Annotated in this window: 17 protein-coding genes and 2 pseudogenes; 13 read left to right on the forward strand and 6 right to left on the reverse strand. The window is 60.9% G+C overall.

Features of this window, described 5'->3' with window-relative positions; genetic code table 11:
• Positions 1-37 precede the first annotated feature (37 nt).
• The 13 genes and pseudogenes from arnB to ACQ4MY_RS03900 all read left to right on the forward strand — a co-directional run bounded on the left by arnB (position 38) and on the right by ACQ4MY_RS03900 (position 13,931).
• Positions 38-1,186, forward strand: coding sequence for a UDP-4-amino-4-deoxy-L-arabinose aminotransferase (gene arnB, locus ACQ4MY_RS03840; RefSeq protein ID WP_008086024.1), 1,149 nt, complete (start codon positions 38-40; stop codon positions 1,184-1,186).
• Positions 1,183-2,199, forward strand: a complete 1,017-nt coding sequence (arnC, locus tag ACQ4MY_RS03845; RefSeq protein WP_440093832.1) for an undecaprenyl-phosphate 4-deoxy-4-formamido-L-arabinose transferase — start codon at positions 1,183-1,185, stop codon at positions 2,197-2,199. Before arnB ends, arnC begins: the two co-directional genes overlap by 4 nt.
• Positions 2,196-4,187 carry a bifunctional UDP-4-amino-4-deoxy-L-arabinose formyltransferase/UDP-glucuronic acid oxidase ArnA gene (gene arnA, locus ACQ4MY_RS03850; RefSeq protein ID WP_440093833.1) on the forward strand — a complete coding sequence of 664 codons (1,992 nt, stop codon included), beginning with the start codon at positions 2,196-2,198 and terminating at the stop codon, positions 4,185-4,187. Before arnC ends, arnA begins: the two co-directional genes overlap by 4 nt.
• Positions 4,187-5,071, forward strand: coding sequence for a 4-deoxy-4-formamido-L-arabinose-phosphoundecaprenol deformylase (gene arnD, locus ACQ4MY_RS03855; protein ID WP_440093834.1), 885 nt, complete (start codon positions 4,187-4,189; stop codon positions 5,069-5,071). Before arnA ends, arnD begins: the two co-directional genes overlap by 1 nt.
• A complete protein-coding gene (gene arnT / locus ACQ4MY_RS03860) occupies positions 5,068-6,720 on the forward strand; it encodes a lipid IV(A) 4-amino-4-deoxy-L-arabinosyltransferase (protein WP_440093835.1) in 1,653 nt (550 codons plus the stop codon). Before arnD ends, arnT begins: the two co-directional genes overlap by 4 nt.
• Positions 6,717-7,061 (forward strand): 4-amino-4-deoxy-L-arabinose-phosphoundecaprenol flippase subunit ArnE, encoded by a 345-nt coding sequence (gene arnE, locus ACQ4MY_RS03865; protein WP_440093836.1) that lies wholly within the window; start codon positions 6,717-6,719, stop codon positions 7,059-7,061. The genes arnT and arnE overlap by 4 nt, the downstream gene beginning before the upstream one ends.
• Complete coding sequence (arnF, locus tag ACQ4MY_RS03870) at positions 7,058-7,462, forward strand: 4-amino-4-deoxy-L-arabinose-phosphoundecaprenol flippase subunit ArnF (protein ID WP_440093838.1); 405 nt, start codon at positions 7,058-7,060, stop codon at positions 7,460-7,462. Before arnE ends, arnF begins: the two co-directional genes overlap by 4 nt.
• A pseudogene (locus ACQ4MY_RS03875) lies at positions 7,459-8,873 on the forward strand (UDP-glucose dehydrogenase family protein). Before arnF ends, ACQ4MY_RS03875 begins: the two are co-directional and overlap by 4 nt.
• A gap of 115 nt (positions 8,874-8,988) precedes the next feature.
• Positions 8,989-9,165: pseudogene (locus ACQ4MY_RS03880) on the forward strand (GNAT family N-acetyltransferase); the annotation flags it as partial.
• Between the two features lie 247 nt (positions 9,166-9,412).
• Positions 9,413-10,591, forward strand: a complete 1,179-nt coding sequence (locus ACQ4MY_RS03885) for an MFS transporter (protein ID WP_440093840.1) — start codon at positions 9,413-9,415, stop codon at positions 10,589-10,591.
• Positions 10,592-10,747: 156 nt separating this feature from the next.
• Positions 10,748-11,434 (forward strand): HPP family protein, encoded by a 687-nt coding sequence (locus ACQ4MY_RS03890; RefSeq protein ID WP_008082558.1) that lies wholly within the window; start codon positions 10,748-10,750, stop codon positions 11,432-11,434.
• Between the two features lie 235 nt (positions 11,435-11,669).
• The gene (locus ACQ4MY_RS03895; protein WP_440093842.1) at positions 11,670-12,776 is read left to right on the forward strand and encodes an enoyl-CoA hydratase/isomerase family protein; all 1,107 of its coding nucleotides are present in this window, start codon (positions 11,670-11,672) and stop codon (positions 12,774-12,776) included.
• Between the two features lie 3 nt (positions 12,777-12,779).
• Positions 12,780-13,931: an acyl-CoA dehydrogenase family protein gene (locus tag ACQ4MY_RS03900; RefSeq protein WP_440093844.1), complete on the forward strand. Its 1,152-nt coding sequence runs from the start codon at positions 12,780-12,782 to the stop codon at positions 13,929-13,931.
• A gap of 111 nt (positions 13,932-14,042) precedes the next feature.
• On the opposite strand, the gene ACQ4MY_RS03905 is transcribed toward ACQ4MY_RS03900, so the two are convergent.
• The 6 genes from ACQ4MY_RS03905 to ACQ4MY_RS03930 form a co-directional block, all read right to left on the reverse strand.
• Positions 14,043-14,816: an enoyl-CoA hydratase gene (locus ACQ4MY_RS03905; protein WP_401238042.1), complete on the reverse strand. Its 774-nt coding sequence runs from the start codon at positions 14,814-14,816 to the stop codon at positions 14,043-14,045.
• A 125-nt stretch (positions 14,817-14,941) separates the two neighbouring features.
• Positions 14,942-16,069: an acyl-CoA dehydrogenase gene (locus ACQ4MY_RS03910; RefSeq protein WP_007918873.1), complete on the reverse strand. Its 1,128-nt coding sequence runs from the start codon at positions 16,067-16,069 to the stop codon at positions 14,942-14,944.
• 138 nt (positions 16,070-16,207) lie between these two features.
• Positions 16,208-17,401 (reverse strand): acetyl-CoA C-acyltransferase, encoded by a 1,194-nt coding sequence (locus tag ACQ4MY_RS03915; RefSeq protein WP_440093847.1) that lies wholly within the window; start codon positions 17,399-17,401, stop codon positions 16,208-16,210.
• Positions 17,402-17,413: 12 nt separating this feature from the next.
• Entirely contained in the window at positions 17,414-18,175 is a 762-nt protein-coding gene (locus ACQ4MY_RS03920) for an SDR family NAD(P)-dependent oxidoreductase (protein ID WP_053120266.1), read from the reverse strand.
• Positions 18,176-18,191: 16 nt separating this feature from the next.
• A complete protein-coding gene (locus ACQ4MY_RS03925) occupies positions 18,192-19,856 on the reverse strand; it encodes an AMP-binding protein (protein WP_440093849.1) in 1,665 nt (554 codons plus the stop codon).
• A gap of 313 nt (positions 19,857-20,169) precedes the next feature.
• The gene (locus ACQ4MY_RS03930) at positions 20,170-21,186 is read right to left on the reverse strand and encodes an AraC family transcriptional regulator (protein ID WP_008082580.1); all 1,017 of its coding nucleotides are present in this window, start codon (positions 21,184-21,186) and stop codon (positions 20,170-20,172) included.
• Positions 21,187-21,387: the final 201 nt, after the last annotated feature.

Below are 21,387 nucleotides of genomic sequence, written 5' to 3' on the forward strand. Positions count from 1 at the left end.
CAATTGGCTGAAGGATGGCTGTCGCCTCGAGGTTCTTATGAGTCAAGCGTTTCTGCCGTTTTCGCGTCCGAGTATCGGTGAAGAAGAAATAGCCGCCGTCGAACAAGTATTGCGCTCAGGCTGGATTACTACCGGCCCCCAGAACCAGGCATTGGAAGAACAGTTTGCCGCTTATATAGGTTGCCAACATGCGGTGGCACTTTCCTCGGCAACCGGCGGCATGCATATCACGCTGCTCGCCCTGGGCATTGGCCCGGGTGATGAAGTCATTACGCCGTCGCAAACCTGGGTCTCGACCGCCAATATGATCTCGTTGCTCGGCGCCAAACCGGTGTTCGTCGACGTCGACCGCGACACGCTGATGACCGACGCCGCACGCATCGAAGCCGCGATCACGCCGCGCACCAAAGCGATCATCCCGGTGCATTACGCCGGTGCCGCATTTGATCTCGATCCACTGTACGCCCTGGCTGAAAAACACGGGATCGCCGTGATCGAAGACGCCGCACACGCCGCCGGCACCCGCTACATGGGCCGCCACGTCGGTGCGCAAGGTACGGCGATTTTCTCCTTCCACGCGATCAAGAACATGACCTGTGCCGAAGGCGCGATGTTCGTCAGCGACGACGCAGCACTGGCCACTCGTGTGCGCATGCTCAAGTTCCATGGTCTGGGTGTTGACGCCTACGACCGCCTGACCGGTGGCCGCAAGCCGCAGGCGCAAGTGATGGAGCCGGGGTTCAAATACAACCTCGCTGACATCAACGCCGCGATCGCCCTCGTACAACTGCAGCGTCTGGACGCGATCAATGCGCGCCGCACCGAACTGGCCGCCGCCTACCGGCAAAAACTCGAAGGCCTGCCGGTGCAGCCGCTGGCGGTACCCGACTACGCGCAGACCCACGCCTGGCACCTGTTCATCCTGCGCATCGACAGCGAGCGCTGCGGCATGGACCGCGAAGCTTTCATGAAAGGCTTGCAGGACCAAGGCATCGGCACCGGCATCCATTTCATCGCCACCCACCTGCACACCTGGTATCGCCAGCGTGACCCACACCTGTACCTGCCCAACACCGAATGGAACTCGGCGCGGCTGTGCTCGATTCCGTTGTTCCCCGACATGAGCGATCAAGACCTTGATCGCGTGGTCGGCGCCATCGCCACTCTTATGGACAAACGCCTGTGAAACCCTATCCGATCCGCTGTGTGTCGATCGTCATCCCGGTCTACAACGAACAGGACAGCCTGCCGGAGCTGTTGCGCCGCACCGAAGCGGCGTGCCGGATGCTGCGTCACGACTATGAAATCGTCCTCGTCGACGACGGTAGCCGTGACGAGTCCGCCAACCTGCTGGAAGAAGCCGCGAGCCGTGAAGACAGCCCGTTCGTGGCGGTCATTCTCAACCGCAACTACGGCCAGCACGCGGCAATCATGGCCGGTTTCGAGCAGTGCAAAGGCGACGTGGTGATCACCCTCGACGCCGACCTGCAGAACCCGCCGGAAGAAATCCCGCGCCTGGTCGCCGAAGCCGAAAAGGGCTACGACGTGGTCGGCACCGTGCGCGGCAACCGTCAGGATTCGGCGCTGCGCCGTTATCCGTCGAAGCTGATCAACCTCGCCGTGCAGCGCTCCACCGGCGTCGCCATGAGCGACTACGGCTGCATGCTGCGCGCTTACCGCCGCACGATCATCGACGCGATGCTCGCCTGCCGTGAACGCAGCACCTTCATCCCGATTCTGGCCAACAGCTTCGCCCGCCACACCACGGAAATCGTCGTCGCCCACGCCGAGCGTGAGCACGGCGATTCGAAATACAGCCCGATGCGTTTGATCAACCTGATGTTCGACCTGATCACCTGCATGACCACCACGCCTTTGCGCTTGCTGAGCATTGTCGGTTTCACCATGGCCGGGCTCGGTGTGTTGTTCGCAGCAGCGCTGATCGTGTTGCGGCTGGTGTTCGGTGCCGGCTGGGCCGGTGACGGCATGTTCGTGTTGTTCGCGGTGCTGTTCGTGTTCACCGGTGGCCAGTTCATCGGCATGGGCCTGCTCGGCGAATACCTCGGGCGCATGTACAGCGACGTGCGTGCCCGCCCGCGTTTTTTCGTTGAAAAAGTCTTGCGCGGCCAACCCGCCATGCCGCCGCGCGCCATCACCGTCGACGGTCTCTCCTCCTCCAATGATCAGGTTCTCTCATGAGCGCAAAAACTGTTGTCTTCGCTTACCACGATATCGGCTGCGCCGGCATTCAAGCCCTGCTCGACAGCGGCTATGACATTGCAGCGGTATTTACCCATGCCGATGATCCGAAGGAGAACGCCTTTTACGCCTCGGTCGCGCAGCTGTGTGCCAGCAAAGGCATCCCGGTGCACGCCCCGGAAGACGTCAATCACCCACTGTGGATCGAGCGCATCGCCAAGCTCGACCCGGAATACATTTTCTCCTTCTACTACCGCAACCTGCTGAGCGAACAGCTGCTGACCACCGCGAAAAAAGGTGCGTTCAACCTGCACGGTTCGCTGCTGCCGAGCTACCGTGGCCGCGCCCCAGCGAACTGGGTGCTGGTCAACGGTGAAACCGAAACCGGCGTGACCCTGCACCGCATGGTCAAGCGTGCCGACGCCGGTGCCATCGTCGCCCAGCAACGCGTGGCCATCGAACGCAGCGACACCGCGCTGAGCCTGCACGGCAAACTGCGCATCGCCGCCTCCGACCTGCTGCGCGATACCCTGCCAGCAATGCTCCAAGGCAAGATCAGCGAAACCGCGCAGGACGAATCGAAAGCCACAGTATTTGGTCGTCGCACTGCCGCCGACGGCAAACTGCTCTGGGCGAAACCGGCCGAGCAACTGTTCAATCTGGTGCGTGCCGTCACCCAGCCGTACCCGGGCGCGTTCTGCGCTGTGGGTGAGCACAAACTGATCGTCTGGAGCGCTGAAGTCGTCAAAGGCAACGACGGTCAGGCACCGGGCCGCGTGATCAGCGTCGACCCGTTGCGCATTGCCTGCGGTGAAGACTCGCTGGTGATCCTCTCCGGGCAGCGCAACGACAACGGCCTGTTCCTCAGCGGCCCGCAACTAGCCAACGAACTCGGTCTGGTCGACGGTTCGCTGCTGCGCGGCGCTGAATCCGGCCGCGCGCCACGTCGCACTCGCGTGCTGATCCTCGGCGTCAACGGTTTTATCGGCAATCACTTGTCCGAGCGCTTGCTGCGTGACGACCGCTACGAAGTGTATGGCCTGGACATCGGCTCCGACGCCATCGAGCGTCTGCGCAGTCACCCGCACTTTCACTACGTCGAAGGCGATATCAGCATTCACTCGGAGTGGATCGAATACCACATCAAGAAGTGCGACGTGGTGCTGCCGCTGGTGGCCATAGCCACGCCGATCGAATACACCCGCAACCCGCTGCGCGTGTTCGAACTCGACTTTGAGGAAAACCTGAAACTGGTGCGCTACTGCGTCAAGTACAACAAGCGCGTGATCTTCCCGTCGACCTCGGAAGTCTATGGCATGTGCCAGGACAAGCACTTCGACGAAGACACCTCGAACCTGGTGGTCGGCCCGATCAACAAGCAGCGCTGGATCTACTCGGTGTCCAAGCAATTGCTGGATCGGGTGATCTGGGCCTACGGCGCCAAGGGTTTGAATTTCACCCTGTTCCGCCCTTTCAACTGGATGGGCCCGCGCCTTGATCGCCTGGATTCGGCCCGTATTGGCAGCTCCCGCGCCATCACCCAGTTGATCCTCAACCTGGTCGAAGGCACGCCAATCCGTCTGTTTGACGGTGGCGAGCAGAAACGCTGCTTCACCGATATTGCCGACGGCGTCGAAGCACTGGCGCGGATCATCGATAACGATGGCGACGTCTGCAACGGCCAGATCATCAACATCGGCAACCCGGACAACGAAGCGAGTATTCGCCAGTTGGGTGAAGAGTTGCTGCGTCAATTCGAAGCGCATCCGCTGCGCGACAATTTCCCGCCGTTCGCCGGTTTCCGCGACGTCGAGAGCAAGGCGTTCTACGGCGCCGGTTATCAGGATGTCGAACACCGCAAGCCAAGCATCGCCAACGCCAAGCGCCTGCTCGACTGGACGCCGACCGTGGAAATGCGCGAGACCATCGGCAACACGCTCGACTTCTTTTTGCGTGAAGCCATGCTCGAACAAGCGGACAAGCGCTAATGCAGGCCGGTCTACGCATCGACGTCGACACCTTTCGCGGCACCCGTGACGGTGTGCCGCGCTTGCTGGAAATGCTCGACGAGGCGCAGATCAAGGCGACGTTCTTCTTCAGTGTCGGCCCCGACAACATGGGCCGGCATTTGTGGCGCCTGATCCGCCCGCAGTTCCTCTGGAAAATGCTCCGTTCCAACGCGGCCGGCCTGTATGGCTGGGATATTTTGCTGGCCGGTACGGCGTGGCCGGGCAAACCGATTGGCCGCGAACTCGGGCACCTGATGCGTCAGGCCCGCGACGCCGGTCATGAAGTCGGCCTGCATGCGTGGGATCACCACGGCTGGCAGGCGAATGCCGGGCGCTGGAGCGATGCGCAACTGATCGAACAGATCCGTCAGGGCGTCGACACCTTGAGCGACATTCTCGGTGAAAAAATCCACTGTTCGGCCGCCGCCGGTTGGCGTGCCGACGAGCGCGTGATCGAGGCCAAGCAAGCCTTCGGTTTTCGCTACAACAGCGATTGCCGTGGCACGCGGCTGTTCCGGCCGTTGTTGGCGGACGGCACACCGGGCACGCCGCAGATCCCGGTGGATCTGCCGACCTTCGACGAAGTGGTCGGCCCCACCGTTGCGGCGCGGGACTTCAACGCTTTCATCCTTGATCACTTCCGTGCGCAACAGCTCAACATCTACACCATTCATGCCGAAGTCGAAGGGATTCTGCTGGCTGAGGATTTTCGTCAACTGCTGGCCGCTGCGCGCCAGCGAGGTATCGACTTCACACCGCTGGGCGACTTGCTGCCCGAGTTCTTCAACAGCTTGCCCGTGGGTCGCGTACAACGCGGCGCCCTCGACGGCCGTGAAGGCTGGCTGGGAGTGCAAGGCGCATGACTAAACGCTGGGCATTGCCGCTGCTGCTGTTGGGCATCTGTCTACTGGCTTACCTGCTGCCATTGGGCACGCATGGTTTGTGGATTCCTGATGAGACGCGCTACGCGCAAATCAGTCAGGACATGTTGCTGAGTGGTAACTGGGTGTCGCCACACTTCATGAGCCTGCGCTACTTCGAGAAGCCGATTGCCGGCTATTGGATGATCGCGCTCGGGCAAGAGCTGTTCGGGCAGAACCTGTTTGGCGTGCGCTTCGCTTCGGCGCTGAGCACCGGGTTGAGTGTGTTGCTGTGTTATCTCGTCGCCCGACGCTTGTGGAACGATCCGCGCAAAAGCTTTGCCTGCGCCCTGCTCTACATGAGTTTCACCATCGTTGCCGGTCAGGCCGGGTACGCCAACCTCGATCCGCAATTCACCTTTTGGGTCAACCTGAGCCTGGTAGCGTTGTGGTTTGCCGTCGACAGTCAAACCAGCGGCAAGCGCATGCTTGCCTGGGCAGTGCTGGGGCTGGCGTGTGGCATGGGCTTCATGACCAAGGGTTTCCTCGCGTGGCTGTTGCCGGTGTTGATCGCTCTGCCGTGGATGCTTTGGCAAAAACGCTGGCGTGAACTGCTGATGTACGGCCCGGTGGCGATTGCCATCGCGATCGTCGTCAGCTTGCCGTGGGTGCTGTCGGTGCATGCACAAGAGCCCGACTACTGGCGGTTCTTCTTCTGGCACGAACACATTCGCCGCTTTGCCGGTGACGATGCCCAACACGACGCGCCATGGTGGTTTTACCTGCCGCTGCTGGTAGCGTTCAGTCTGCCGTGGGCGGGTTTGATCCCGACCACGCTCAAGCAAGCCTGGCAAACGCGCGCCCAGCCCCGGGTGGTGTTTCTACTGCTGTGGCTGCTGATGCCGCTGCTGTTTTTCAGCCTGAGCAACGGCAAATTGCCGACCTACATCCTGCCGTGCCTGCTGCCGATGGCGTTGCTGCTCGGTCATGCGCTGGCCGACCGTTTGCGTCTGGAGCAAGGTCGGGCGCTGAGCATCAATGGTCTGCTGAATCTGCTGTTGGGCGTCGTCACGCTGATTGCGCTGGTGTACCTGCAACTGACCAAACCGGTGTACGACCACGAATTGCACAGCATGGTGCTGGTGTTCATTGCCCTGATCGGCTGGATCATCGCCAACCTGCTGCAAGCGTTCCTGCCGTTGCAGTGCTGGGCGGCGCCGGCGCTGGGCAGTCTGTTGCTGATCGCGGTATTGCCGGCCGCGATGCCCAAATCGGTGGTGGCCAACAAGATGCCCGACCAATTCATCAAGCATCACGTCACCGAACTGGCGCAGACCGATCACCTGCTGAGCAACGACCTCGGCGCGGCGTCGGCGCTGGCCTGGCGTCTGAAAACCCCGCAAGTCGCGTTGTACAACACGATAGGCGAATTGAAATATGGCCTTGCCTATCCTGACGGCATTCAACAACGGGTCGATCCCGATCAAGTGCAACAGTGGATGCGCGAGGCGCGCCGCAGCGGTTCGGTCGGCGTGGTGATGCGCGTCAAGGGGCAGGACGAACTGGACGAAATCGACAGATTGCCAAAGGACGGCGTCCGTTATGAGCAGGGCAACCTGGTCATCATGATTCTGCCCAAGGAGGCGTCATGAGCCTGTTGCTGCTGTTGGCCGCTTGCCTGCTGACCTGTCTGGGACAGGTTGCGCAAAAGTACGCCGTGGAGAGCTGGCGCGGTGTTGAGTCGACATGGGCCGACAAACTGCGCTCGCCGTGGTTGTGGCTGGCCCTGCTCGCCCTCGGCTCAGGCCTGCTGGTGTGGCTGCTGGTGTTGCAGCGCCTGGAAGTCGGCATCGCTTACCCGATGCTCAGCCTCAACTTCGTGCTGATCACCCTGATCGCCCGCTTCGTCTTCCGCGAACCCATCGACCGCCAGCATTGGTTGGGCGTGGCGTTGGTGATCGGCGGCGTGGTGTTGTTGGGGCAGCAATTATGAACGCGCGTCGCGGAATCACTTTCGCCCTCGGCAGCGTTTTGCTGGTCAGTGCCGCGCAACTCGCGATGCGCTGGAGCATGACCCGCCTGCCCGTGCCGGAACACTGGCTAGCGCTGGACAGCCTCGACCTGCGCGCACTGGCCGTGGTCATCGTGGCGATTGTTGCCTACGCCCTGTCGATGCTCTGCTGGCTGGTCGCCCTGCGTGACCTGCCGCTGGGCCGCGCCTACTCGCTGCTGAGCATCAGCTACGCGCTGGTGTATCTGCTGACGGCCAGTCTGCCGCTGTTCAACGAATCCTTCAGTTTCACTAAATCACTGGGCGTGGCGCTGGTCATGCTCGGGGTCATCACCATCAACACTCGTCCGGCTCGTGCGCCCGCATTCAGGAGTGCTCCATGAAAATCACAGTATTTGGCAGCGGTTACGTCGGTCTGGTGCAAGCGGCCGTGTTGGCCGAGGTCGGCCATGATGTCGTGTGCATGGACGTCGACCAGAAGAAGGTCGACCTGTTGCGTCAGGGTCACGTCAGCATCTTCGAACCGGGGCTGGCCAGCCTGGTACGCGAAGGCCTCGATTCGAAACGCCTGCTGTTCACCACCGATGAAAAACTCGCTGTGCAACACGGTCGAGTGGCGTTTATTGCGGTGGGGACGCCGTCGCGTGAGGACGGTTCAGCGGATCTGCGTTACGTGCTTTCAGTGGGCGACGCGATTGCTCGCCATCGTGAACAGCCGCTGATTCTGGTGGAAAAATCCACCGTACCGGTGGGCACCGGCGACACCTTGCGCACGCACATCGAAAAAGCGCTGATCAAGGTCGGTCGCCTGCTGCAGTTCGATATCGTCTCCAACCCGGAGTTTCTCAAGGAAGGCTCGGCGGTTGCCGACTGCCGCCGTCCGGACCGCATTGTCATCGGTTGCGAAGGTGATGAGGTGCGCGACGTGATGCGTGACCTGTATTCGCCGTTCAACCGCAACCATGACCGCATCATGTTCATGGACCTGCGCAGCGCCGAGCTGACCAAATACGCCGCCAACTGCATGCTGGCGACCAAGATCAGTTTCATCAACCAGATCGCCGAACTCGCCGAACACCTTGGCGCCGACATTGAATCGGTGCGTCAGGGCATCGGTGCCGATACGCGCATCGGTTACCACTTCATCTATCCAGGCTGCGGTTATGGCGGTTCGTGTTTCCCCAAAGACATGCGTGCGCTGATCCACAGTGCCGAAGAAGCGCACTGCTCCAGCGATTTGCTGCAAGCGGTCGAGGCGATCAATCAGCGGCAGAAACACAAGTTGTTTGAGCGCATCAATGCGTTCTACCAAGGCGAACTGCGCGGCAAGACTTTTGCCCTGTGGGGCTTGGCGTTCAAACCTAACACCGACGACATGCGCGACGCACCGAGCCGCGTGCTGCTGGAGGAATTGTGGGCGGCTGGCGCCAGCGTGCGCGCGTTCGACCCGGAAGCCATGCAGGAGACCCAGAACCTCTACCCCGACGAATCGAGACTGATGCTGATGGGCACCCCGGAATCGGTACTGCCTGGCGCTGACGCCTTGATCATCTGCACCGAATGGCAGCAGTTCAAGGCCCCGGATTTTGACCTGATCAAACAGCGCCTCAACAATCCGGTGATCTTCGACGGCCGTAACCTCTACGACGCCGAGCGTCTGGAGCGCAACGGCATCCAGTACTTCCCGATGGGCCGTGGCGAATCGCGCAAATTGCCGATTCCGCTGCAACAGTGGCCGCACGCGTCCGACGTCGCTTGATGAGGCAGTCGCTCTGTACGCTGCCCCCCTTGTAGGAGCTGCCGCAGGCTGCGATCTTTTGATTGATCGTTCCCACGCTCCGCGTGGGAATGCAGCCAGAGACGCTCCGCGTCCCAAAATCAAAAGATCGCAGCCTGCGGCAGCTCCTACATGAATATGCTCATTCGCCTTGCACGACCCGCTGACGCAGCGGCCCTCCCCGCCATCGAACGTTCGGCTGCGGAACTGTTCCGTCTTGATCCGCAATTGGCTTGGCTGGCGGATGCCGAGGTGGCGGATGTTGCGCAACATTTGCGGGCTATCGAGGAGGCAAATGTGTGGGTCGCCGAAACTCCCGAACTGGCGGGTTTGCTCCTGCCGACAATTCCCCTGTAGGAGCTGCCGCAGGCTGCGATCTTTTGACTGATCGTTCCCACGCTCCGCGTGGGAATGCAGCCGGGGACGCTCCGCGTCCGAAATCAAAAGATCGCAGCCTGCGGCAGCTCCTACCGGATTGTGTTTGACCGGGGATGGTTGTCCGGTGAGCATGGCGTACGCCCGCCAGGCATTTTCAAATAAGGACATTGACCTCTTAGTGGCCACCTACTCGCGCTTCATCCGCCGGCTGATGATCAGCTCGCTGACCGTCGTTATCAGCCGCGCCCTGATCAGCCCGCTGCTGACCCTGTTCCTCAGCAACAAACTCGGCCTCAACCCGCAAGACGTCGGCCTGCTCCTGGGCATCGCGGTATTCAGTGCCACGCTGTTGTCGCTGTACGGCGGCTACATCATCGATCGGCTGGACAAGCGGCAGTTGCTGATCCTGAGCATGTTGTCGAGCGGCATCGGCCTGATGCTGCTGACCTTCGCGCAGAACCTGTATCTGGTCACCGTGGTGCTGATCATCAGCGAAACTGCGTCGGCGTTGTTCCTGATTGGCTCCAAGGCGATCCTCAGTGAAAACCTGCCGGTTGGCCAGCGGATCAAGGCGTTTTCGCTGAACTACACGCTGACCAACATCGGCTATGCCGTCGGCCCGATGATCGGCGTGGTGATTGCCGGTATCCAGCCGTCAGCGCCCTTCATCGTTGCGGGCGCGATCGCCATTGGCAGCATTTTCCTGCTGCTAGGCGCCACGAAAGAAGCGAATCCGATTACCACAGTCGGCCCGCCGCAAAGTTTTCTCAAGACCCTGATCATCCTGAAGAACGACCGCACGATGATCCTCTTCACCCTCGGCTGCCTGCTCAGCACATTGGTGCACGGGCGCTTCACTCTGTACCTGTCGCAATACCTGCTGGTCACCCACACCCAGCAACAGACGCTGGACACCATGGCCGCCCTGCTCGCCTGCAACGCGATCACAGTGATTTTGCTGCAGTACCAGATCGGCCGTTTTCTCAAGCGCGAGCACCTGCGTCAGTGGATTGCCGGCGGTACGGCGCTGTTCATCGTCGGGCTGATCGGTTTCAGTCTGGCCGACAGCCTGGTCGGCTGGTGCGTGGCGATGTTCATCTTCACCCTCGGCGAGATGATCATTTACCCGGCGGACTTTCTGTTTGTCGACACCCTAGCCCCCGAAGAACTGCGCGGCAGCTACTACGGCGCACAGAATCTGGCGGCCCTGGGCGGAGCGGCGAGCCCGGTGATGTGCGGGTTTCTGCTGATGCACACGCCGGCGCCCGTGATGTTCTACGCCTTGAGTGCCTTGGCGGCGGTCGGCGGCTATTTATGTTTCGTCAGTGGCCGCCGCATAGCCTTAGTGCAAAAATAATGCATTCAAACTGCATTTATATGAATTTGTCAGCATCGAGCCAGACCGGCACACTGTGCGCGTTCCTCCCCCAATGTTGGAACACTTCGAGGGCTTTCCGGATTGCCGGACAAGTCCTTTTTTTTGCCCTGAATTTGCTGCAAGGATCGGATTCACATGCTCGCTCGCTGGTTGCCCGCCGCCATCAACACCCGCCCGACCGAATGGAGCCGCGCCGCTATCGGCATGGCTTTGGGGACGCTGTTTAGTGTGTGGCTTTGCGCTCAGGTGTTTGGCCATGAAGTGGCTTATCACCTGATCGGCCCGTTGGGTGCTTCGGCGGTGTTGCTGTTCGCCGTGTCGTCCGGCGCACTCGCCCAGCCGTGGTCGATCATTGGCGGTTATCTGTGTGCCGGCGTCGTCGCGCTGCTGGTCGCACACGTGCTGGGACGAACCCTCGGTAGTGCCTGCCTGGCGGCGGGCATGGCGCTGATTCTGATGTGCTGGTTGCGCTGCCTGCACCCGCCGGCCGGTGCCTTGGCCTTGACCCTGGTGTTGGCCGATCCGGCGACCATCGCCATGGACTGGAAAGCCATGGAACCGGTGATGCTCGGTGCCGCGTGCCTGTTGCTCAGCGCCTTGGCCTACAACAATCTGACGCGGATTCGTTACCCGAAACGCCCGGCAGAACCGGCGCCGGTTCTGGCCCCGGTCGACAGCCAGGCAATCACCGCCGATGACCTCAAGCTGGCGCTGGCCGACATGGAAGCGTTCATCGACATCACCCCCGAAGACCTCGAACAACTGATCCACGCCAGCGAACTGCACGCCAAACGCCGCAGCATCACCGCAACCTTCACCTGACCCCTAATGTTGGAGCTGCCGCAGGCTGCGATCTTTTGATCTTGAAAAAACAAGGTAAACAGATCGCAGCCTTCGGCAGCTCCTACATGAGTCCGCGTATATTTTTGGGTAAGGTAAAAACGCAGACAGGCCCTGCAGATATCCCCGTTGTACAGGGCAAATTTGCACTGTTACGATCCGGTAACGCTCGCGCGCGAGCTTCTCGAATAAAGACAATAAAAGCAGGGAGTTACTGATGACAGCTCAGGCTTCATCCCCGCGGACTCAGTCCATGGATGCCACGCAAGACGACGTGCTGGCCGAGGTTCGCAACCACATCGGTCACCTGACCCTCAACCGCCCCGCCGGCCTCAACGCCATCACCCTCGACATGGTGCGCCTGCTGCAACAACAGCTCGACGCCTGGGCGGCTGACGCCAATGTCCATGCAGTAGTGCTGCGCGGTGCCGGTGAAAAAGCCTTCTGCGCCGGCGGCGATATTCGCTCGCTGTACGACAGCTTCAAAAGCGGCGATACCTTGCACGAAGACTTCTTCGTCGAGGAATACGCCCTCGACCTGACAATCCACCACTACCGCAAACCGGTGCTGGCCTTGATGGACGGTTTTGTCCTCGGCGGCGGCATGGGTCTGGTGCAGGGCGCGGATCTGCGCGTGGTCACCGAGAAGAGCCGACTGGCGATGCCGGAAGTGGCCATCGGTTATTTCCCGGACGTCGGTGGCAGCTACTTCCTGTCGCGGATTCCCGGTGAACTGGGGATTTACCTGGGCGTCAGCGGCGTACAGATTCGCGCGGCCGATGCGCTCTATTGCGGCCTCGCCGACTGGTATCTGGACAGCAGCAACCTGGCGCTGCTCGATGAAAAACTCGATCAACTGGAATGGCAAGATACGCCGCTCAAGGCGCTGCAGAACCTGTTGGCCAAACACGCCGTGCAAACCCTGGCCGATGCGCCACTGGAAGCGCTGCGCCCGGCCATCGACCACTTCTTCGCCCTGCCCGACGTGCCAAGCATGGTCGAGCAACTGCGCGCGGTCACCGTCGCCGACAGCCATGAATGGGCAACCGCCACCGCGAATCTGCTGGAAACCCGCTCGCCACTGGCCATGGCCGTGACCCTGGACATGCTCCGTCACGGCCGTCACCTGAGCCTGGAACAGTGCTTCGCACTGGAACTGCATCTGGACCGCCAGTGGTTTGAGCGCGGCGACTTGATCGAGGGCGTACGTGCCCTGCTGATCGACAAAGACAAGACACCTCGCTGGAACCCGCCGACCCTGGCTGCGCTCGACGCGGACCATGTCGCGAGTTTCTTCCACGAGTTTGCTGAGAGCGGGAACTGAGCCATGCACGATCTCGAACTGACTGAAGAACAAGTGATGATCCGCGACATGGCCCGGGACTTCGCCCGTGGCGAAATCGCACCGCACGCGCAAGCGTGGGAAAAGGCTGGCTGGATCGACGACGCGCTGGTCGCGAAGATGGGCGAACTGGGTTTGCTCGGCATGGTGGTGCCCGAAGAATGGGGCGGTACTTATGTTGACTACGTGGCGTATGCCTTGGCGGTCGAAGAAATTTCCGCAGGCGATGGCGCGACTGGCGCGTTCATGAGCATTCACAATTCGGTCGGCTGCGGCCCGGTGCTCAACTACGGCAGCGACGCACAGAAGCAGACCTGGCTGGCGGATCTGGCCAGTGGCAAAACCATCGGCTGCTTCTGCCTGACCGAACCGCAGGCCGGCTCCGAAGCGCACAACCTGCGCACCCGCGCCGAGCTGCGCGACGGCCAGTGGGTGATCAACGGTTCCAAGCAATTTGTCAGCAATGGCAAACGGGCAAAACTGGCGATCGTGTTTGCGGTGACCGATCCGGATTTGGGCAAGAAAGGCATTTCGGCGTTTCTGGTACCGACGGATACCGCCGGTTTTATCGTTGATCGCACCGAACACAAAATGGGTATCCGAGCTTCCGACACCTGCGCCGTGACCTTGAACAACTGCAGCATTCCCGAAGCTAATCTGCTCGGCGAACGCGGCAAAGGCCTGGCGATTGCCCTGTCCAATCTTGAGGGCGGACGTATCGGCATCGCCGCTCAGGCGCTCGGCATTGCCCGCGCGGCGTTTGAAGCGGCACTCGCTTACTCGAAAGATCGGGTGCAGTTCGACAAGCCGATCATCGAACACCAGAGCATCGCCAACCTGCTGGCCGACATGCACATGCAGATCAACGCGGCACGCCTGCTGATCCTGCACGCGGCGCGCCTGCGTTCGGAGGGTAAACCGTGTTTGTCGGAAGCCTCGCAGGCCAAATTGTTTGCCTCGGAAATGGCCGAGAAGGTCTGTTCGTCAGCGATTCAGATTCATGGCGGGTATGGCTATCTGGAAGATTATCCGGTCGAGAAGTACTACCGCGATGCGCGGATCACGCAGATTTATGAGGGGTCGAGCGAGATACAGCGGATGGTCATTGCGCGCGACCTGAAGAACTACCAGCTCTAACCTGTAGGAGCTGTCGAGTGCAACGAGGCTGCGATCCTTTGATCCTGAGAGCAAAATCAAAAGATCGCAGCCTGCGGCAGCTCCTACAGAATGCAGGAACTGGCCGCGATGTTATTTGCCCTTGAACTCCGGCGCACGCTTGGCGACGAACGCCGCCATGCCTTCCTTCTGATCCTGCGTGGCAAACGCCGCATGGAACACCCGGCGCTCAAACCGTACGCCTTCAGTCAGGTTGACTTCGAACGCACGATTCACGCTCTCCTTGACCATCATCGCAATCGGCAACGACTTGCTGGCGATCACCGCCGCCACCTTCAGCGCTTCATCGAGCAATTCATCACTCGGCACGATACGCGCCACAATCCCGCAACGCTCCGCTTCCACCGCATCAATCAAGCGCCCGCTCAAACACATTTCCATGGCCTTGGCCTTGCCTACGGCGCGGGTCAAACGCTGGGTTCCGCCCATGCCCGGCAACACGCCGAGGTTGATTTCCGGTTGGCCGAATTTGGCGTTGTCGCCGGCCAGAATGAAGTCGCACATCAGCGCCAGTTCACAGCCACCGCCAAGGGCGAAACCGTTGACTGCAGCGATGATCGGCTTGCGACGGTTGGCTACACGATCGCTGTCGCTGAACAGGTCATCCATGTAGATCTGCGGGTAGGTCAGCTCAGCCATTTCCTTGATGTCGGCACCGGCGGCGAAGGCTTTTTTCGAACCGGTGATGACGATGCAACCGATGTTCGCGTCCGCTTCCAAGGTATCCAGCGCCTGATTGACTTCGCTGACCAGCTGCGCGTTCAGGGCATTCAGCGCCTGCGGACGGTTGAGGGTGATCAGGCCAACGCGGCCGTGGTTTTCCAGCAGAATCGTTTCGTAGCTCATACATAACTCCTCAATTCATTCCCTGTGCAGGAGCTGCCGCAGGCTGCGATCTGTTGACGTTGATTTTCAAGATCAAAAGATCGCAGCCTCGTTGCACTCGTCAGCTCCTACACACGGGGGTGGGTTTATAGGTTGCGGGAGATGACCATGCGCTGAATGTCGCTGGTGCCTTCGTAAATCTGGCAGACGCGCACGTCGCGGTAGATGCGTTCCAGCGGGAAGTCGTTGAGGTAACCGTAACCGCCCAGCGTCTGCAATGCCATCGAACAGACCTTCTCGGCCATTTCCGAGGCGAACAGTTTGGCCATCGACGCCTCGACCAGTGCCGGCTGGCCGCTGTCACGCAGGGCCGCCGCGTAATGCACCATCTGCCGGGCGACGGCAATTTGCGTGGCCATGTCAGCTAGGCGGAACGCGACAGCTTGATGTTCGATGATCGGCTTGCCGAAGGTGTCACGCTCACGGGCGTAATCGCGCGCCGCTTCGAATGCCGCACGGGCCATGCCCACCGATTGCGAGGCGATGCCGACACGGCCGCCCTCAAGGTTGGCCAAGGCAATCTTGTAGCCCTCGCCCTCCTCGCCCAAACGGTTGGCCACCGGCACTTTCACGTCTTCGAAGAGAATCTGGCAAGTGTCAGAGGCGTGCTGGCCGAGCTTGTCTTCGACGCGAGCGACTTTATAGCCCGGTGAATCGGTCGGCACGATGAACGCCGTGATCCCGCGCTTGCCGGCGCTCGGATCAGTCACCGCGAAGACGATGACGATCCCGGCGTTCTGCCCGGAAGTGATGAACTGTTTGCAGCCGTTCAACACATAGTGATCGCCTTCCAGCCGCGCGCGGGTTTTCAGGCTGCTGGCGTCGGAACCGGCTTGTGGCTCGGTCAGCGCGAAGGCACCGAGCATGGCGCCGCTGGCCAGCGGTTTGAGGAAACGTTCGCGCTGATCGTCGTTGCCGAACTTGAGGATCGGCACGCAGCCGACTGAGTTGTGCACGCTCATGATCGTTGAGCAGGCGCCATCGCCCGCAGCGATTTCTTCCAGGGCCATGGCGTAGGCCAGGTAACCGGTGTCGCAACCGCCCCACTGCTCCGGCACGAGCATGCCGAAGAAGCCCAGCTCGGCCATTTCACCGATGGCTTCCTTGGGGAAGCGGTGTTCGCGATCCCACTCGGCGGCGAACGGCTTGAGGCGTTCCTCGGCAAACTGCCGGGCCATGTCGCGGATCTGGGTTTGGTCTTCGTTGGGAATCATGCTGAATCCTTAAATCCGGGTTACCACAACCCCCTGTAGGAGCTGCCGCAGGCTGCGATCTTTTGATCTTGATCTTAAAAACAAGATCAAAAGATCGCAGCCTCGTTGCACTCGACAGCTCCTACAGGGGGAGTGTGTTTAGTAGAGGCATTCCACGGCCATGGCTGTGGCTTCGCCGCCGCCGATGCAGATCGCAGCGACACCGCGTTTGAGGTTTCGCTGGCGCAGAGCCGACAGCAATGTCACCAGAATCCGCGCACCCGACGCGCCGATCGGATGGCCCAGCGCACACGCACCGCCATGCACATTCAACTTGTCATGCGGGATTTCCAGATGCGTCATCGCCGCCATGCCGACCACGGCAAACGCTTCGTTGACCTCGAACAGATCAACGTCACCCAGCGACCAGCCGGTCTTCTTGATGAGTTTTTTGATCGCCCCAATCGGCGCCACCGGGAACAGGCCGGGGGTATCGGCGAACGCGGCATGACCATGGATCACGGCCAACGGTTTCAGCCCCAGTTTCTGTGCCTGCGACTGACGCATCAGCAGCAGCGCCGCCGCGCCGTCAGAGATCGAACTGGAGTTAGCCGCCGTCACCGTGCCGCCTTCGCGGAAGGCCGGTTTAAGCGAGGCGATCTTGTCCAGTTTGGCTTTCGGCGGCTGCTCGTCGTTGCTGATCAGCACCTGTTCTTTGCCGACGGTCACGGTCAGCGGGACGATTTCGGCCTTGAAGCTGCCGTCCTGAATCGCCTGCTGCGCGCGGGTGGTCGAGGCGATGGCAAAAGCGTCTTGAGCCTCGCGGCTAAAGTGGTTGGTTTCGGCGCAATCCTCAGCAAAAGTGCCCATCAGGCGCCCCTTGTCGTAGGCGTCTTCGAGGCCGTCGAGGAACATCGAATCAAGCACGCGACCATGGCCCATGCGGTAACCGGCGCGAGCGCGATCCAGCAGATACGGCGAGTTGGACATGCTCTCCATGCCGCCAGCGATGACCACATCGGCACTGCCGGCGATCAGCATGTCGTGGGCGAGAATGGTGGTCTCCATGCCCGAACCGCACATCTTGTTGACGGTGGTGCAACGGGTCGATTTATCCAGCCCGGCGCCCAGCGCAGCCTGACGCGCCGGTGCCTGACCGAGCCCCGCCGGCAACACGCAACCGAACAGCACTTCATCAACCGAATCACTAGCGACACCTGCACGCTCAACCGCAGCCTTGATCGCCGCAGCACCGAGTTGCGGCGCGGTGAGGCTTTTCAGTTCGCCCTGGAAGCCGCCCATGGGCGTGCGCACAGCGCTGACGATAACAATCGGATCGTTGGAAATAGTCATGACAAATCCTCCTTACTTGGCGGCCATACGCAAGGCACCGTCGAGACGGATCACCTCGCCGTTGAGCATGCTGTTTTCGATGATATGCCGAACCAGTGCAGCGTATTCGGCAGGCTTGCCCAGGCGCGGCGGGAACGGTACGCCGGCAGCCAGCGAATCGCGCACTTCCGGGGTCATGCCGGCCATCATCGGCGTTTCGAAAATGCCCGGTGCGATGGTCATCACGCGGATGCCGAAACGCGCCAGTTCACGGGCGGCGGGCAGAGTCAGGCTGGCAATTGCGCCTTTGGATGCGGCGTAAGCCGCTTGGCCGATCTGGCCGTCGAATGCTGCCACCGAGGCGGTGTTGATGATTACACCGCGTTCGCCGTCGGCATTGGCTTCGGATTCGGCAATCGCCGCAGCGGCCAGACGCAGCATGTTGAAGCTGCCGATCAGGTTGACGTTGATCACCTGGGCGAAGCTGCTCAGCGCATGCGGGCCGTTTTTGCCGAGGATTTTCTCGCCACGCACGATACCGGCGCAGTTGACCAGACCGTTGAGGCTGCCAAACGCGGCGACGGTCGCCTGTACCGCAGCTTCGGCGGCGGCTTCGTTGCTGATGTCGGCCACTACACTTTGCGCGCCCAGACGCTGGGCCTGAGCAGCGACGGCTTCGGCATTCATGTCCACCAACATCACTTTGGCGCCGGCATTCACCAGTAATTCAGCGGTCGCGGCGCCAAGGCCGGAGGCGCCGCCAGTGACGATAAAAACCTTGTTCTCGATCTGCATGACTGTAGGTCCTGATTCAAGCTGAAACGTTAGACGCCGCGGCCTCTTGAGCCTTGGCGATTTCCTGGTTGCGCAAGATAAAGCGCTGCAATTTGCCGCTCGGGGTCTTGGGCAATTCGCTGACAAATTCGATTTCACGCGGGTACGAATGCGCGGCCAGACGTTTGCGCACGTGTTGGCGCAGTTCTTCGGCCAGCTCCGGCGCGGCGCGGTATTGCGCACTGAGCACGACGAAGGCTTTGACCAGTTCGGTGCGCTCCGGGTCCGGCTTGCCGACGACCGCCGCTTCGACCACCGCGGGGTGTTCGATCAGCGCGCTTTCCACGTCGAACGGGCCGACGCGATAGCCGGAAGTGGTGATCACGTCATCGCTGCGGCCGACGAAACTGATGCTGCCGTCCGGATTCCATTCCACGGTGTCGCCGCTGAGGTAGTAATCGCCGACGAAGGCTTTGGTCGGCGCACCTTCGTAGCCACCGAACCAGCACATCGGCGATCGCGGGCGGTCGATGGCAAGGATGCCGGGCTGGCCGACACCGAGTTCGTTGTACTGATCATCGAGCACGACGATGCGATGGCCCGGCGAGGCGAAACCGGCGGCGCCGACGTGAACCGCGTGGTCGAGGCCGTGGTGGTTGCACAGCACCATGCCCAGTTCGGTCTGGCCGTAATGATCGTGGATGACCACGTCGAGGTTGTCGGCGAACCAGCGGATCACTTCCGGGTTCAGTGGCTCGCCGGCGCTGCTGACAATGCGCAGTTTGCCCTTGATCGACTTGGCAAACTCATCACCGCCGGCAATCAGCAGGCGGTAGGCCGTCGGTGAACCGGTGAGGTTGGTGATGCCGTATTTGTTGATCACCCGGCAGGTGCTTTCGAGGGTGAACGGGCCATCGTAGAAAGTGATCGGGTGACCCATCGACAACGGGCCGGTGACGCCGAAATAAATGCCGTAGGCCCAGCCGGGATCGGCGACGTTCCAGAATGAATCTTCCGGGCGCAGATCCACGGCATCGCGGGTGTAGCTCTGGAAGGCGACGATGGCTTTGAGCGGCACCGACAGCGCTTTCGACGGGCCTGTGGTGCCCGAGGTGAACATCAGCAGGAACGGATCTTCACCGGTCAGCAGCACCGGTTCGCAAACGTTGGAATAGTTGGCCAGTTCGGCCCAGAAGCTGTAATCGCCACGGACGATGCCCTGGCCTTTGGCGCCGCCAACGGTAACGAGAGTTGGGCAGTCAGCAACTTCAGCGAGTTTCGGTCGGTTGACCGAGTCGGTGACCACCACTTTGGCGCCTGAGCTGGTCAGGCGATGTTCAAGGGCTTTGGGGCCGAACGCGGTGAACAGTGGCTGATACACCGCGCCGATGCGCCAGGTGGCGAGCACGGTGATGAGCAATTCGATGTTGCGTGGCAGCAGGCCGGCGACCTTGTCACCTTTCTGCACGCCCTGGGCCTGGAGGAAATTGGCGAAACGCGCGGCTTTGTCTTGCAGATCGCTGAAAGTGTACGTCGCACTGGCGCCGTCGCGACCTTCCCAGAACAGCGCGATACGCCCGGGCAAGGCATGACGGTCGCAGCATTCGACGCAGGCATTGAGTGCCTCAAGCGTACCGCTGAGCGCGGCATCCACGGTGTGCTGATAGTTGAACTGTGTGGTGGCAGACAAGTAATCGCGCATTGCCAGAATCCCTCTGTGTTTTTATTAGGCTGGGAAGCGTAAACAACAGAGGGATAGTCGCGCTGTGTGGGGGCTGGGGCAATGGTCAAAGCTATCAAAGTGGCTGACTGGTTTGGCCAATACAGCTCAACATCGCCCCCCTGCCGATCGTTCCCACGCTCCGCGTGGGAATGCAGTCCCGGACGCTCTGCGTCCACTTCAGAATTGGAACGCGGAGCGTCCCATCAGGCATTCCCACGCGGAGCGTGGGAACGATCATCACAGGGGAGTGCCTTTCAAATGTAGGAGTGAGCCTGCTCGCGATAGGGCCGGGTCAGACAACCTCATTGAGGATCAGCGTGCGGTAATGCCCCGGATTCGACCCCGACCACTTACGAAACGCCTTGTAGAACGAACTCGCATCCGCAAACCCCAACCGGCTGGCAATCTCGACAAAACTGATCGAAGGCTCCGCCAGCCAGACAATCGCCAATTCCTTGCGCACGCTGTCCTTGAGGCCCTGATACGTCTGCCCTTCCTCGGCCAGTCGGCGGCGCAAGGTCGAGGCCGACATGCACAACTGCTGGGCCAAAGCCTCGGTTTCCGGCCATTGCTCCGCCGGCAACTGCCGCAGATCCTGCTTGATCCGACTGGCGAGACTCTCCGGGTCGCGGTACTTCACCAGAATGTTCGCCGGCGCGTGGGCCAAAAAGCGTTTCAGCTCTTCGGCAGAACGTTTGATCGGTAGCTCAAGGCAATCCGCGGAAAAGATCATTCGCGTACGGGGGCGATCGAACCGCAGGTTCTCCGAGAACATCACCCGGTAGTCATCGGTAAAATCCGGCTCAGGGCAGCGCAGTTCGATGGCCAGAATCGGAATCCGCCGTCCCGCCAGCCAGCAGGCGACGCCGTGGACGATCATCCAATAGGTGAAATAGGTGAAGGCACGGCGCGGTTCAGGGTCGTCTTCGAGCAGGACGATTTCCGCGAGACTCTGTTGATGCACCAACTGCGCCGGCAGGCGCTCCAGCATCAACGACAGAAAGCTCAGCCCCGTGCTCAAACCCGCCGCCAGCGTCGGCTGCGCCATCGCGCTGCGGCAGAGGAATTCCAGGCTGCCGGACTTCAGCTTGCGCGAGTCCATGCCAAAAAACTCGTCGTCGCCACGTCGGGCCAGCAGGCGCCAGAGTCTGGCGTACTGCGAGGCCGGTACCCGCCCGCCCTCGGATTGCAGCAGCGCCGGATCAATCCCGACCTTGTTCAAGACTTCATCCGTGGCCACGCCCGGGGCACAACTTTGCAGCAGCGCTTCACGCACCAGTTGCACGGCGATGGTGTCTTTTTCCGACATGGAGCGCGGTAAACCTTGTTGTTTTTTGAGTGGCAAGCATCTTACCGCAACCCATGTAGGAGCTGCCGCAGGCTGCGATCTTTTGATGATGATCGTAAAAAAACAGATCAAAAGATCGCAGCCTGCGGCAGCTCCTACATGAGAATGGTTGTTCTTCGAGTTGTTCAGCAACTGTTCAGGTTTGTGTCAATGATTGTCATG

It is taken from the genome of Pseudomonas sp. SM4 (genome assembly GCF_051913165.1).
GTDB lineage: Bacteria > Pseudomonadota > Gammaproteobacteria > Pseudomonadales > Pseudomonadaceae > Aquipseudomonas.

Bases quoted from the DNA above. Each gene is read 5' to 3' on its own strand.
- ACQ4MY_RS03925 (WP_440093849.1), bottom strand. From the start codon at position 19,856: ATGCGCGATTACTTGTCTGCCACCACACAGTTCAACTATCAGCACACC.
- ACQ4MY_RS03895 (WP_440093842.1), top strand. From the start codon at position 11,670: ATGACAGCTCAGGCTTCATCCCCGCGGACTCAGTCCATGGATGCCACG.
- arnF (WP_440093838.1), top strand. From the start codon at position 7,058: ATGAACGCGCGTCGCGGAATCACTTTCGCCCTCGGCAGCGTTTTGCTG.
- ACQ4MY_RS03920 (WP_053120266.1), bottom strand. From the start codon at position 18,175: ATGCAGATCGAGAACAAGGTTTTTATCGTCACTGGCGGCGCCTCCGGC.
- arnA (WP_440093833.1), top strand. From the start codon at position 2,196: ATGAGCGCAAAAACTGTTGTCTTCGCTTACCACGATATCGGCTGCGCC.
- arnB (WP_008086024.1), top strand. From the start codon at position 38: ATGAGTCAAGCGTTTCTGCCGTTTTCGCGTCCGAGTATCGGTGAAGAA.
- ACQ4MY_RS03900 (WP_440093844.1), top strand. From the start codon at position 12,780: ATGCACGATCTCGAACTGACTGAAGAACAAGTGATGATCCGCGACATG.
- arnE (WP_440093836.1), top strand. From the start codon at position 6,717: ATGAGCCTGTTGCTGCTGTTGGCCGCTTGCCTGCTGACCTGTCTGGGA.
- ACQ4MY_RS03890 (WP_008082558.1), top strand. From the start codon at position 10,748: ATGCTCGCTCGCTGGTTGCCCGCCGCCATCAACACCCGCCCGACCGAA.
- ACQ4MY_RS03910 (WP_007918873.1), bottom strand. From the start codon at position 16,069: ATGATTCCCAACGAAGACCAAACCCAGATCCGCGACATGGCCCGGCAG.
- ACQ4MY_RS03915 (WP_440093847.1), bottom strand. From the start codon at position 17,401: ATGACTATTTCCAACGATCCGATTGTTATCGTCAGCGCTGTGCGCACG.
- ACQ4MY_RS03930 (WP_008082580.1), bottom strand. From the start codon at position 21,186: ATGTCGGAAAAAGACACCATCGCCGTGCAACTGGTGCGTGAAGCGCTG.
- arnD (WP_440093834.1), top strand. From the start codon at position 4,187: ATGCAGGCCGGTCTACGCATCGACGTCGACACCTTTCGCGGCACCCGT.
- ACQ4MY_RS03905 (WP_401238042.1), bottom strand. From the start codon at position 14,816: ATGAGCTACGAAACGATTCTGCTGGAAAACCACGGCCGCGTTGGCCTG.
- arnT (WP_440093835.1), top strand. From the start codon at position 5,068: ATGACTAAACGCTGGGCATTGCCGCTGCTGCTGTTGGGCATCTGTCTA.